Origin of the sequence: Paenibacillus sabinae T27 (genome assembly GCF_000612505.1) — a bacterium.
GTDB classification, from domain to species: Bacteria; Bacillota; Bacilli; order Paenibacillales; family Paenibacillaceae; genus Paenibacillus_AQ; species Paenibacillus_AQ sabinae.
In genome coordinates, this window is the sequence record NZ_CP004078.1 from 1,156,784 (window position 1) to 1,169,357 (window position 12,574).

The 12,574-nt window shown below is 47.3% G+C and carries 14 protein-coding genes; all 14 read left to right on the top strand.

What is annotated here, in order from left to right; translation table 11 throughout:
* Positions 1-331: 331 nt before the first annotated feature.
* The 14 genes from groES (at position 332) to PSAB_RS26340 (ending at position 12,571) form a co-directional block, all read left to right on the top strand.
* The gene (gene groES, locus PSAB_RS05175) at positions 332-613 is read left to right on the top strand and encodes a co-chaperone GroES (RefSeq protein ID WP_025333513.1); all 282 of its coding nucleotides are present in this window, start codon (positions 332-334) and stop codon (positions 611-613) included.
* Positions 614-677: 64 nt separating this feature from the next.
* Complete coding sequence (gene groL / locus PSAB_RS05180; RefSeq protein WP_025333514.1) at positions 678-2,306, top strand: chaperonin GroEL; 1,629 nt, start codon at positions 678-680, stop codon at positions 2,304-2,306.
* A gap of 504 nt (positions 2,307-2,810) precedes the next feature.
* Complete coding sequence (locus tag PSAB_RS05185) at positions 2,811-3,491, top strand: GntR family transcriptional regulator (RefSeq protein ID WP_025333515.1); 681 nt, start codon at positions 2,811-2,813, stop codon at positions 3,489-3,491.
* Between the two features lie 7 nt (positions 3,492-3,498).
* The gene (locus PSAB_RS05190) at positions 3,499-4,713 is read left to right on the top strand and encodes a trans-sulfuration enzyme family protein (protein WP_025333516.1); all 1,215 of its coding nucleotides are present in this window, start codon (positions 3,499-3,501) and stop codon (positions 4,711-4,713) included.
* Between the two features lie 13 nt (positions 4,714-4,726).
* Positions 4,727-5,896 (top strand): amidohydrolase, encoded by a 1,170-nt coding sequence (locus PSAB_RS05195; protein ID WP_025333517.1) that lies wholly within the window; start codon positions 4,727-4,729, stop codon positions 5,894-5,896.
* Positions 5,893-6,936 (top strand): methionine ABC transporter ATP-binding protein, encoded by a 1,044-nt coding sequence (locus tag PSAB_RS05200; protein WP_025333518.1) that lies wholly within the window; start codon positions 5,893-5,895, stop codon positions 6,934-6,936. The genes PSAB_RS05195 and PSAB_RS05200 overlap by 4 nt, the downstream gene beginning before the upstream one ends.
* Positions 6,911-7,570: a methionine ABC transporter permease gene (locus PSAB_RS05205; protein WP_025333519.1), complete on the top strand. Its 660-nt coding sequence runs from the start codon at positions 6,911-6,913 to the stop codon at positions 7,568-7,570. Before PSAB_RS05200 ends, PSAB_RS05205 begins: the two co-directional genes overlap by 26 nt.
* A 30-nt stretch (positions 7,571-7,600) precedes the next feature.
* Entirely contained in the window at positions 7,601-8,635 is a 1,035-nt protein-coding gene (locus PSAB_RS05210) for a uroporphyrinogen decarboxylase family protein (protein ID WP_025333520.1), read from the top strand.
* Positions 8,632-9,471: a MetQ/NlpA family ABC transporter substrate-binding protein gene (locus PSAB_RS05215; protein WP_025333521.1), complete on the top strand. Its 840-nt coding sequence runs from the start codon at positions 8,632-8,634 to the stop codon at positions 9,469-9,471. Before PSAB_RS05210 ends, PSAB_RS05215 begins: the two co-directional genes overlap by 4 nt.
* A gap of 17 nt (positions 9,472-9,488) precedes the next feature.
* The gene (proC, locus tag PSAB_RS05220) at positions 9,489-10,295 is read left to right on the top strand and encodes a pyrroline-5-carboxylate reductase (protein ID WP_338045073.1); all 807 of its coding nucleotides are present in this window, start codon (positions 9,489-9,491) and stop codon (positions 10,293-10,295) included.
* Positions 10,296-10,297: 2 nt separating this feature from the next.
* Positions 10,298-11,062, top strand: coding sequence for a VOC family protein (locus PSAB_RS05225; protein WP_025333523.1), 765 nt, complete (start codon positions 10,298-10,300; stop codon positions 11,060-11,062).
* A gap of 189 nt (positions 11,063-11,251) precedes the next feature.
* Positions 11,252-11,971 carry a hypothetical protein gene (locus PSAB_RS05230; RefSeq protein ID WP_051529721.1) on the top strand — a complete coding sequence of 240 codons (720 nt, stop codon included), beginning with the start codon at positions 11,252-11,254 and terminating at the stop codon, positions 11,969-11,971.
* Complete coding sequence (locus PSAB_RS26525; RefSeq protein ID WP_025333525.1) at positions 11,919-12,449, top strand: accessory gene regulator B family protein; 531 nt, start codon at positions 11,919-11,921, stop codon at positions 12,447-12,449. The genes PSAB_RS05230 and PSAB_RS26525 overlap by 53 nt, the downstream gene beginning before the upstream one ends.
* Entirely contained in the window at positions 12,446-12,571 is a 126-nt protein-coding gene (locus PSAB_RS26340) for a hypothetical protein (RefSeq protein WP_264370892.1), read from the top strand. The genes PSAB_RS26525 and PSAB_RS26340 overlap by 4 nt, the downstream gene beginning before the upstream one ends.
* Positions 12,572-12,574 lie beyond the last annotated feature (3 nt).

The window sequence follows — 12,574 nt, forward strand, 5'->3', positions numbered from 1 at the left end:
CTACGGATTCCCGAAAGCGGCAGGCATATTTTGACGGGCTATGGATAGAATGAAAGAGAGTGCGGCTTGGACAACCTGCCGTATCTTTTTTTCCAAATTCGAGTAGAAAAAAAGAGCAAAAGGACTTGAAATCCGCAGTCAAGTTGAGTAATATAAAAATTGTTGTTAGCACTACTGACTGTCGAGTGCTAACAGGCCCGAAAGATATGCCAGCCGGACTGCCGACTCTCATATCTCATGAATGACCCGGAGCATGCTTTTTCCGGAGCATCATTCTTTCTAACCCTGTGTTCAAGCATAACAACATAATTTTCAAAGGAGGCTATTTTTCATGATCAAACCTTTAGGTGAACGCGTATTGGTGGAACCGATCGAGCAGGAGGAAACGACTTCGTTCGGAATCGTGCTTCCGGACTCGGCGAAGGAGAAGCCGCAGGAAGGCAAAATCATTGCCGTAGGCAGCGGCGCTCTGAAAGACGGAGTTCGCGTACCGCTGGAAGTGAAGGAAGGCGACCGCGTCATTTTCTCGAAGTATGCCGGAACCGAGATCAAGTATGAAGGCAAAGAATATTTGATTATGAAAGAAAGCGACATTCACGCTATTCTGGGTTAATTCCCGAAGGCGTTCATAAGACTTTAATACCGATACTTACAATTCATAGGGAGGTATTTTGATAATGGCAAAAGATATCAAGTTCAGTGAAGACGCCCGCCGCGCAATGCTGCGTGGGGTAGACGCTTTGGCAAACGCGGTTAAAGTAACGCTCGGACCAAAAGGCCGCAACGTGGTACTGGAGAAGAAATTCGGCAGCCCGCTGATCACGAACGACGGCGTTACCATCGCCAAAGAAATCGAACTGGAAGACGCCTTCGAGAACATGGGCGCTCAACTGGTTAAAGAAGTTGCTACCAAGACAAACGACGTAGCCGGTGACGGTACGACGACTGCAACTGTTCTCGCTCAAGCGCTGATCCGTGAAGGTCTGAAGAACGTAACGGCCGGCGCCAGCCCAATCGGTCTGCGCAAAGGTATCGACAAAGCGGTTAAAGCGGCTGTAGCCGAACTGCAAAAGATCTCCAAACCGATCGAAAACAAACAATCCATCGCTCAAGTTGCGGCTATCTCCGCAGCCGACGAAGAAGTAGGTCAACTGATCGCCGAAGCTATGGAAAAAGTGGGCAAAGACGGCGTAATCACCGTTGAAGAATCCCGCGGCTTCCTGACCGAGCTTGAAGTGGTGGAAGGTATGCAGTTCGACCGCGGCTACATCTCCCCGTACATGATTACCGATACGGACAAAATGGAAGCTGTGCTGGATAACCCTTACATCCTGATCACCGATAAAAAAATCAGCAGCACGCAAGAAATCCTGCCGCTGCTTGAAAAAATCGTACAACAAGCCAGACCGCTTGTTATCATCGCCGAAGACATCGAAGGCGAAGCTCAAGCGATGCTGATCGTGAACAAACTGCGCGGAACATTCAACGCTGTTGCCGTTAAAGCTCCTGGCTTTGGCGACCGCCGCGAAGCGATGCTGCAGGACATTGCCGCTCTGACCGGCGGCCAAGTCATCACCGAGAAGCTCGGTCTTGACCTGAAGAGCGCGACTGTCGATCAGCTCGGTAACGCCCGTCAAGTGCGCGTAACGAAAGAGAACACAACCATTGTTGACGGAAGCGGCGCGAAAGAAGACATTCAAGCACGCGTCAGCCAAATCCGTGCCCAACTGGAAGAAACAACTTCCGAGTTCGACAAGGAGAAGCTGCAAGAGCGTCTGGCGAAGCTGTCCGGTGGCGTAGCCGTTGTCAAAGTCGGCGCTGCTACCGAAACCGAACTGAAAGAGCGCAAACTGCGCATTGAAGACGCCCTGAACGCTACCCGCGCTGCGGTAGAAGAAGGTATCGTATCCGGCGGCGGCACCGCGCTGGTTAATGTATATGGCGCCGTAGCCGCTGTTGAAGCGACAGGCGACGAGAAGACCGGCGTGAACATCGTGCTCCGCTCCCTGGAAGAGCCGATCCGCACGATCGCTGCGAACGCTGGCCAGGAAGGCTCCGTTATCGTTGAGCGCCTGAAGAAGGAAGAAATCGGCGTAGGTTACAACGCCGCTACCGACGAGTGGGTCAACATGATCGAAGCCGGTATCGTCGACCCTGCGAAGGTAACCCGCTCCGCGCTGCAGCACGCTGCATCCGTAGCCGGCCTGTTCCTGACCACCGAAGCTGTTATCGCCGACAAGCCGGAGCCTGAAAAAGGCGGCGCGCCTGACATGGGCGGCATGGGCGGTATGGGCGGCATGATGTAATAGGGCTCTAAGCCCTTATGCATCAAGGGTTTTTGTAACAGAAACACCGTTTGACACCATATGTATATTTTCGAGGCCTTCCAGGTTACCCTGGGAGGCCTCTTTATTTTGATAATAAAATTGAACTATTCCGAGTGTTATGGTTTAATATAGATAAGCCACTCAATTAATCACATCTGTGATGAAGTTTGCATGTAAATTACATGTCATTTAATATAACGCGAATAGGGAATGTTTATAACAAAACACCTCATTATTTCGACTTTCTTCGAGTTTTTATATAAAAATGTGATTAAAAATAACATAAAATTGTAGACAATTTTGTTTTCCGTATGTATTATAAGGCTAACTTCTACGAGATGAGCAGACAGATGTAAGGTTTCAATTTTAGTCGCAAGCTGAAAGAAAGTGGACCGGGGGAAACTAATTATAATAATTGTATACAATTATACAGTTATACTTTTAGAGCCGGAATTAGCTGATTTTTGACTAGGAGATGGATATATGAACAGTTCTGTTATGCGAACGCGCAGGTTATCCAAAGATAATACTTATTTTGCGTTAAAACAAAAAATTATCGATAGCGAGCTCAAGCCTGACGAAAATGTACATGAAGAAAGTTTGGCCGCTTTGCTTGGTGTAAGCCGCACTCCTTTAAGAGAGGCTATTCAAAGGTTGGAGAATGAGGAGTTTCTCGTCCGGCAGCCGAATGGAAGGCTTAGAGTAGCACCAGTAACCGTCGAAGAGGTTAAACAAATCTTTCTGATCCGCAGCATGCTGGAGGGTTATATCGCCAAGAGTGCCGCCAAAAACGCCACGGATAAAGATATTCAAAATTTAACAGTCATGATTGAAAATATGAAGCAGTCCTTTCAGGCAGGACAGAGTCAGGATTTTGTTTCCTACGGCTTTGAATTCCATGATTATTTATCTGAAATGAGTGATCTTAAGACCTTTGTGAAAATCTTGAATCATCTGAGAGATCACGCGCTTCGCTATTGCCGGTTTGTTTCTCTTCATGGCGATTGGAACACACAGGCGGATGAAGAACATAGCTATATCTTGCAAATGATTGCTGACAGAAACGAAGACGGAGCTGAAAAAGCGATGCAAGATCATATATTAAGCAGTCTGTCCGCCGCATTGGAGAGAATACAAGGCATTCAAGCAAACAGAGAGGATTGAGTTTGATATGAAGACAGAATGGAGTATGGACACGAAGATTATTCATGAGAGCCAGTTTCCGGACCCGCAAACGGGCGCCATCTCTCAAACGCTCGTACCTGCAGTCGCTTATGCGTTCCCTGATGCGGAAACAGCGGCCGCAGTTGTTGCTGGAGAGGAAGAAGGCGTTTATTACGGCAGATACGGAAACCCTACATCCCGCACACTGGAGAAAAAGATAGCCGCACTGGAAGGCGGGGAAGACGCTTTAGGCGTATCCAGCGGAATGGCGGCCATCTCCATTGCTCTTCTCGGCTTCTTGAAGCATGGCGATCATGTCCTGGTGACCAAGGATGTATATGGAGGCACCTACAGCTTTCTGACTTCTCTGGCGCCAAGGTTCGGCATAGAATTTGATTTTGTCGATTGTACGGATATCGATTCAATGATTAAGGCGATCAGGCCGAATACCAGAGCCGTCTACATCGAAACTCCCTCTAATCCCAGATTGACCATTCTGGATATCGGACAAATCTCGGAAGCCTGCAAAGCCTACCAGCTCCCCGTTATTGTCGATAACACCTTTATGAGTCCTTGCTTGCAGAAGCCTTTGGAGCTGGGGGCCGATGTTGTGGTACACAGCGCTACTAAATATATTAATGGTCACGGGGATGTCCTGGCAGGATTTATTGTAGGAAAAAAAGACACCATCCAGTTCATGAGAAAGAAACTGATGGGCGATTTGGGGCAAAATTTAAATGCCTGGGACGCATTCCTGATCTTAAGGGGAATGAAGACCATGGCCTTGAGGGTAGAAAGACATTGCAGCAACGCCCAGAAAATTGCCGAGTACCTGGAGTCTCATCCTTTTATTGATAAAGTGTTTTATCCAGGCTTAAAGTCTCATCCTCAACACGAGCTGGCTAAAACGCAAATGAAGGGTATGGGTGGGATTGTTTCTTTCGAAGTAAAAGGCGGCTTAATTGAAGGAAAAAAATTAATAAACTCGCTGCAATTAGCGATGATTTCATTCAGCTTGGGAGATCCGGAAACCCTGGTTCAACATCCGGCTTCAATGACGCATGCATCCATTCCACAGGAGGAGCGAATGAAATTTGGGATTACGGATGGATTAATCCGCGTGTCGGTTGGGCTCGAGGATGCTGATGATATTATAGGCGATTTCGATCAAGCTCTGAGTGCCCTGTTTTCTGCTTCTGAAACCAAAATCATAACGAAATAAAAGGGGGAAGTCCATGTCTACTAAACAGCCGGATCAGATTGAACAAGCTTTAGGCAGTCAATTGATTGAAGTTCGCAGAAATCTTCACCGTGAGCCTGAATTATCGTATGAAGAATTTAAAACGACAGAGAAACTGCGGAATTGGCTGACGGACGCCAATATTCGCATATTGAACCTCCCTTTAGAGACGGGACTCATCGCAGAAATCGGAAGCGGAGATGGGCCAATCGTAGCCATTCGCTGTGATATCGACGCACTCCCGATTGAAGAGCAGACCGGATTGCCCTTCGCGTCCGAGATTCCGGGGAAAATGCATGCATGCGGTCATGATTTTCATACAGCTGTCATTTTAGGGGCCGCATACTTGTTAAAAGCCCGTGAAGACGAGCTGCCCGGAAGGGTTAGAGTATTGTTTCAGCCGGCTGAGGAAACCGGTCATGGGGCTGAAAGCGTCTTGGCATCGGGAGGGCTTGAAGGTGTAGCTGCCATATTTGGTCTTCATAACTCTCCAGAACTGCCCACAGGATCATTCGGAACGAGAACCGGAGCTTTAACCGCGGGTGTTGACCGGTTTGAAATTACGGTAAAAGGCATCGGGGCTCACGCCGCAACTCCGGAGAATGGTGTGGATTCCATCGTAACGGCGGCTCAAATCATTACGGCGCTTCAGACGATTGTCAGCCGCCAGAACAGCGCAAGCGAGCCGGTTGTGCTGAGCGTTACCCGAATCCAGGGAGGGTATACCTGGAATGTGCTGCCGGAGATGGTTGAACTGGAAGGCACCGTTCGAACGCATAATGAAGAGATTCGCCGCATAATCCCGGTGAAAATGACGCAAATCATCGAAGGAATTGCTGCGGCAGCCGGGGCGGAGGCCAAGCTCCATTGGTATTCGGGGCCGCCGGCAACGATAAATGACGGATACTGGGCAGATTTTACCAAAGAGATCGCCGAACAGGCAGGGTATGAGGTACATGATATCCCGCCGCAAATGGGAGGTGAAGACTTCTCCTTGTACTTGCAGAAGATCCCGGGCGCGTTTGTAAATATCGGAACCGGTCCCGCTTATGCGCTTCATCATCCGCGTTTTGATGTAGACGAGACTGCATTATTGCCGGCTTCTGAGTATTTTGCTTTATTGGCGGAGCAAGCGCTCCTGAGGCTGAAGGAGGAAAGTTTATGATTGAATTAAAGAATGTTTATAAGACGTACACCCGCAAAGGGATATCGATCGAAGCCTTGAAGGAAATCAATTTAAAGGTGGAAAAAGGCGATATTTTTGGGGTGATCGGCTATAGCGGCGCGGGAAAGAGCACATTGATTCGTTTGGTCAATTATTTGGAAAGACCGACGAAAGGCCAGGTTTTTGTGGACGGGCATGATTTAGGTAAATACAGCGTTAAAGAGCTGCGTGCCGCCAAAAAAAACATCGGCATGATCTTTCAGCATTTCAACCTGCTCGAATCGAAAAAGGTATATGATAACGTGGCCATTCCCCTCATTTTATTGAAAAAGAATAAAGACGAAATTCGCCAGCGGGTGCTGGAGCTGCTGGAGTTTGTTGGATTAGCCGACAAAGCGGGCAGCTATCCGAGCGAATTGTCAGGCGGACAGAAGCAGCGCGTCGGGATTGCCAGAGCGCTTGCCTCAAACCCCTCCATTCTCCTTTGCGATGAAGCGACATCAGCGCTCGACCCGCAGACGACACGCTCCATTTTACAGCTTTTGAAGAAAATCAATGCGGAATACAACATCACGGTTATGATCATCACCCACGAAATGTCAGTCATTCAGGAGATTTGCAACAAGGTGGCGGTCATGGAACAAGGACGGATTATCGAGCAGGGAAGCGTTCTGGAGGTATTCGGACATCCGCAGCATCCGACCACGCAAAATTTTGTGAAGACCGTCATTCAGAACAGCATCACAGACAGCGTGCAGAAATCCATAAAAAGGGAACCGGGCAGCGGCATTTACAAATTGGAATTTATCGGACAATGCGCTTCGGAGCCCATCCTGTATAAAATGATTCGTTCCTATGATGTGCAGGTCAATATTCTGTTTGCCAATATGACCGAGATTGAAGAAACGACACTTGGGAAAGTGATTGTTCAGTTAAAAGGGGAGACTGCCGAGGTGGATAAAGCCTTGTCTTTCATAAAAAGCAGTGGAGTCGGTGTAGAGGAGGTGGAAAAGCATGATGTCAACTACAGTTACAACTGATCAGTTTATGCAGGCGATTGTTGATACCATTTATATGGTGGGGATGTCCCTGTTTGTAGGGTCTTTAATTGGAATACCTATCGGGATTTTACTTGTGATTACCCGTCCGGGCGGGATTTTGGAGAACAAAATCCTGTACACCATGATAAATCCGGTGATCAACATTGTCCGCTCCCTGCCTTTTATTATACTGCTCGTTGCCATTATTCCGTTTACCCGGTTGATTGTTCAGACTTCAATTGGGACAAGCGCAGCGATCGTACCCCTGATCATTTATATCGCGCCCTACATCGGACGCTTGGTAGAGAATTCTCTGCTTGAAGTCAATCCGGGAATTATGGAAGCGGCAGAGGCGATGGGGGCTACACCTTTTCAAGTCATCTGGCATTTTTTACTACCCGAGGCTTTCGGATCGTTAATTCTGTCCCTGACGACGGCGACGATCGGCTTGATTGGCGCGACCGCGATGGCGGGAACGGTTGGCGGCGGCGGAGTCGGAGACTTGGCGATCGTATATGGATACCAGCGATTTGACACCGTTGTCGTAATTGCCACTGTTGTTGTCCTTATTATTTTCGTTCAAGGAATTCAGTCATTTGGCAACATTTTGGCGAGAAAGATTCGCCGTTACTAAAGAATAACTTTAAGGGGAGGAAAACGACAGGTGAGTGAATGGAGCAAACAAGACCGGTTTAACGCCATTTTATCCGGTGAAAGAGCGGATCGCCCGATTGTCAGCGGCTGGCGTCATTTCATCGACAAGGAACAAAATGCGGATGATTTGGCGGAAACAACGATTTCGTTTACCAAAAAATATGATTGGGATTGGGTCAAAATTAATCCGAGAGCTACTTATCTGGCTGAATCCTGGGGAAACAAGTATGATTTTCAGGACTATCAAACCGTATTTCCGAGACAGGAAACGACCGCCGTTCCGGCAGCAGCCAATCTTTGGGATCTTGAGGTGAAGAAAGCCGCGGAATCAGCCCCGTTATTGGAGCAATTGGACGCGGTGCGGAAGATTCGCCAAGGACTGCCGGATACCCCTCTGATTCAAACCGTTTTTTCGCCACTTACCGTACTGCTCTTTATTGTAGGCCGGTCTGCTTATGTAACCAAAACGGTGTTTGGCATTGAGAATCCCGTTACCCTGGAATCGTTGTTTACCGAGCACCGGGCCGCGGCGCATCATGCGCTGCATGTGATTTCGTTAACCTTGGCCGATTATGTAACAGAGCTGAAGCAAGCGGGGTCGGACGGACTGTTCTATGCGGTGACGGGTACAGCTCATCCGGGCATGTTCGATGAAGCGAGGTTTAATGAGTTTTCCAGACCTTATGATTCGATTGTACTCGAGGCGGCGAGCTACGGGAAAAATGTTCTGCATACTTGCGGAACCTACTCCCAGCCTGAAAGGTTTAACGACTACCGGATCGACGGCATCAGCTGGGACACGAAGGCAGAAGGAAATCCGGACCTGGATGCGGCTTTAACGGCTACCAAGGTAGGCGGCGTCGACCATGCTTTGTTTGCGGCAAATGACATTGCTCAAATTCAGCAGCAGGCCGAGGAAGCCTTGAACAAGATGAGTGACCAGCCTTTTATTCTCGCTCCCAATTGCGCAATCCCGCTTAACGTAACCGATGAAGCATTAAAGCAGCTAAAAAAATCCGTTTTTGAAAAGGAGACAAGAGTATGAAAAAGTTATTGCTCGTTCTTTTAGTTGGGGTTGTAGCATTGTTGTCGGCTTGCGGCTCGAATAAGGGCTCGAATTCAGGAGCTGCGCCGGAAGAAAAGAAAGAGATTACCGTTGGATTTGGCGTTGGTACCTATGAAGAACAATTCCGCCAGTCGATTCTGCCGATTCTGGAGAAAAAGGGCTACAAGGTTAACATCAAGACCTTCTCTCAAAACATGCAGGTAAACCCGGCCATGAAGGAAGGCTCCATTGACGCAAGCATCTTCCAAAGTACGGCGTACATGGAAGCGATCAATAAAGAAATTGGCGCGGACATGGTTGGTATCGCCTATGTGCCGGGAGCGCCGCAAGGTCTGTACTCCGTCAAGCACACCACACTCGATGATGTAAAAGACGGCACTACCGTTGCTGTCCCCAATGATCCGGTTAACCAGGAACGCGCTCTTCGCATTCTGGAGGAGCTTGGATGGGTTAAGATTAAAGAAGGAGCAGGTGTAGAGGACTTTAACATTAACAGCATGGAGCCGGACAAGTATAAAATTGATATTAAAATTCTGGACCCTGCGCAAATTCTGGTATCGCTCAAAGATGTCGATTATGGAGTCGTCAACGGAAACTACATTGCGAACGCCGGCCAAAAAATTACAGACGCATTGAAAATCGAAAATACGCCAATGCAGCACAGAATCATCGTATCCATCAACAAGAAGGATGAAAATACCCAATGGGCCAAAGACCTGAAGGCCGCCTATGAGTCTCCGGAGTTTGAAGCGTATATCAAGGGGATAGAGAAATACGACGGGTTCATCCTGCCTGAAGCGTGGAAAAACAATTAAGCAAGGAAGTGGACGAGTTGATCGGAAAACAGATTCACTTTATCGGCGGCGGACAAATGGCTGAGGCCATTATCCGCGCCGTTATAAACAATCAAACCATATCTGCGGATCGAATGAGCGTAACGGATATCAATGAGGCGCGTCTTCAGTTCCTTAATAAGACTTACGGAGTGAACACGGACAGCTCTCAGGAGAAATATCTGGGCGAAGCAGACTTGATTGTGATTGCTGTCCGGCCGCAGGACAATTTGGCTGCATTAGGACAAGCTGTACAGAAGTTCGCAACACCTACCACCGCAATCGTTTCGATTGTGGCGGGTGTAACGATGGAGAAGCTGGCCGGATTTTTTGGAGCCGAACGCCCCATTATCCGGGTTATTCCTAATACGTTGACCGATACGGGTTACGGCTATAGCGGGGTTGCCTTAAACGCCTACGCCAATAAGGATCAGGTAGACGGCTTCCTGCACGGATTCGGAAAAGTCCAATATTTGGACGAGGCGTTGATTGATATCTTTACCGGATATGGTGTTGCCGGACCGAATTACATTTATTATTTCATTGAATCGCTTGCGGATGCTGGTGTGCTCGCCGGATTGCCGCGGGAACAAGCGTGGAACGTTGCGCTGGAAAATTGCGTTGGAGCTGTTGCCATGCTGAAGCACACCGGACTACATCCAAGACAACTGCTTGACATTAATAACTCCCCCGGCGGTGTAGGCATTCATGGCTTATATGAGCTGAACAACAGCGATTTCGCGGCCGGCCTGCAAAGAAGCGTTTTGGCGGCTGTAAAGCGGACGACCGAGTTAGGGGAGAAATAACAATGGCATCGAAAAATTGGGATCATCTTGTTCATTATGTCAATGATTTGGACCAGCCGGTTAAGCTCTTCCTGGATCATGGTTTGGTCGCCTTCAAGGGAGGATCGCATACGGAGTGGGGAACCTATAACAGCTTAAGCTATTTCGGGTTAACCTACATCGAGTTTCTGGGTATTGAAAATCTTGAATTGGCGAAGTCGACGGAGCATAACCGTGTGGTGAAAGATGCGGTTGACACATTGCCAGAGCATGAAGCTTTGAGCAGAGTCGTTATTCGGACCGATGATATTGAAGAAATGGCCGCTTCTTTGGGAGCGGCAGGCTTAAAGCTTTCTCCCATAATGGATGGCAAGCGTCTGGATAACAAGGGCAGATTAATCGAGTGGCGGATGATGACCATCGACGGCGATTTTGAAGGACTGGTCTATCCGTTTATCATTCAATGGAAGGGGACGGACGCGGAGAGATTGGAGCGCTTAACGGCATCCGGCATTATTCAGCCTCATCCCGCCGGTCATGCCGAAATGAAAAGAGCGGTATTTCATGTCTCCGATCCGGCAGCCGCCGCCGAGCATTGGGGAAGATTGTTTGACCTGACCGCCTTGGAGTCAGATGATAAATCCGTCAGCCTTAAGATTGGCAATCAATTTTTTGACTTCGTAAAAGGGGACGAGAATCAGTTCAAACAAGTGATTTTTGAAACGGATTCTGTAAAGCTGAAAGGGGAAACCCTTCGGATTGGTGAAGGAGAATATGTCTTCGCTTAATATTTGATTATTAGAGGCTTTCCATAAGGTCAATGAACCTTTGGGAAGCCTCTTTCTTTTTAATTTTTTAGGAATAAAAATCTATTTACTACCATAATTCGACAAAATTTCTGTTCTGTTGATGGTAGAATGAGTTTGCGGTTAAGAAATGGATTTTAGTCTGTCGGCCCTAACTTTTTGGAGGCGGTGTTGGGAGATTTGCATGATTTGATTTTTATATTGTTGGGTCTGTGTGAAGCAAGCGCCACCTTAACTATAATCCTTAAGCTTTATATGCTCCCTGTAAGGGAGTATTTTGGTAGAATTTTTCTATTTGCTTTATTTATCGCTATATTTTCGTATATGATGCGTATTGTTCTTAAGGCACCTGAATTGGATATTCCCTTTCAATATTTACTTTTTATCTTTTTTTTGAGATTGGGGTTAAAGATTAAGGTGCATTTGGCATCTTTTATAGCCGGAGCGGGTATTTGCGCATATGCTTTGATTCAAATAGGCTTCTACTATTTTTATTCTTGGACTAGCTTGATGAATGTCAGTGTTTTAAAAGAAAATAGCGGATTCCATATTAGTCTGCTTCAAGTTTCGACCATTTTTGCTGCCTTTGGATTATCTTGGGTGCTAAACAGATTTAATCTTGGATTCTCCTTTATCATTCTGCCTCCGCATGATTTTTTGATTAAAGAGAACTACTTCACTAACCGAAATCTGCTTCTTGTTATCGGCAGTCTGGCTTCGCTGGCGACAGCTTCCGTGACGATCCTGTTCCTATATAGCGCAAATCCATTTGGCTTGTTGTTGGCCGCAGCTATAGCTTTTGGATTATCTTTTTATTTTTCGGGCTGGAGTGATCGGGATGATATTAGAAAGGCTATCGAGGCATATCGCAATAAAGATAAAAGAGCATGACCCGGAGGGCCCCGGTTCGCTGGAAGTATTGAGCTATGGCATCGGACTCAAGCTGAATCTGTTCTCCGGGATCCTTCTGACGGTCCTGTTCGGCTTACTATTTAGCAGTGTGCTTCACTCGATATTAGCGCTTGTATCTTTTATGGTTTTGCGAAAATTTTCTGGCGGATTCCATTTGCCCATTACCATATGTTCCTTTGTTACAGGACTGGTGGCTTCCTTAATTCCGTTAGTTCAAATAGACCAACAGACAACAGCCTATCTCACGATGATTTCGCTAATGATCACGCTTATATTTGCACCTAACAACTATGAAGAGTTATATAATGTCGAGTTTGATTCCTGGTCCAAAGGGATCTCCGTCCTGATCATCCTGTCTAATCTTTATTTTCAATCAGCGGTTGTGGCGGTTTCGTTCATCATTCAATCCCTGTTATTGCTGCCCATATACCCCAGAAAAGGAGGTGTTAACACATGAAAAAGACTCTTGCTCGTTATATGGCTGAAAGAATCGTGAAATCTGCAGCTAAATCTGCCAGAAGCCGTAAGATGATTGCTGGTTCCCTGCCAGTTCCCCAAGAATTAAAAAAGGTAAAATAGTTT

Coding starts and splice junctions, on each gene's coding strand:
- groES (WP_025333513.1), top strand. CDS start 332: ATGATCAAACCTTTAGGTGAACGCGTATTGGTGGAACCGATCGAGCAG.
- groL (WP_025333514.1), top strand. CDS start 678: ATGGCAAAAGATATCAAGTTCAGTGAAGACGCCCGCCGCGCAATGCTG.
- PSAB_RS05185 (WP_025333515.1), top strand. CDS start 2,811: ATGAACAGTTCTGTTATGCGAACGCGCAGGTTATCCAAAGATAATACT.
- PSAB_RS05190 (WP_025333516.1), top strand. CDS start 3,499: ATGAAGACAGAATGGAGTATGGACACGAAGATTATTCATGAGAGCCAG.
- PSAB_RS05195 (WP_025333517.1), top strand. CDS start 4,727: ATGTCTACTAAACAGCCGGATCAGATTGAACAAGCTTTAGGCAGTCAA.
- PSAB_RS05200 (WP_025333518.1), top strand. CDS start 5,893: ATGATTGAATTAAAGAATGTTTATAAGACGTACACCCGCAAAGGGATA.
- PSAB_RS05205 (WP_025333519.1), top strand. CDS start 6,911: ATGATGTCAACTACAGTTACAACTGATCAGTTTATGCAGGCGATTGTT.
- PSAB_RS05215 (WP_025333521.1), top strand. CDS start 8,632: ATGAAAAAGTTATTGCTCGTTCTTTTAGTTGGGGTTGTAGCATTGTTG.
- PSAB_RS05225 (WP_025333523.1), top strand. CDS start 10,298: ATGGCATCGAAAAATTGGGATCATCTTGTTCATTATGTCAATGATTTG.
- PSAB_RS26525 (WP_025333525.1), top strand. CDS start 11,919: ATGATATTAGAAAGGCTATCGAGGCATATCGCAATAAAGATAAAAGAG.
- PSAB_RS26340 (WP_264370892.1), top strand. CDS start 12,446: ATGAAAAAGACTCTTGCTCGTTATATGGCTGAAAGAATCGTGAAATCT.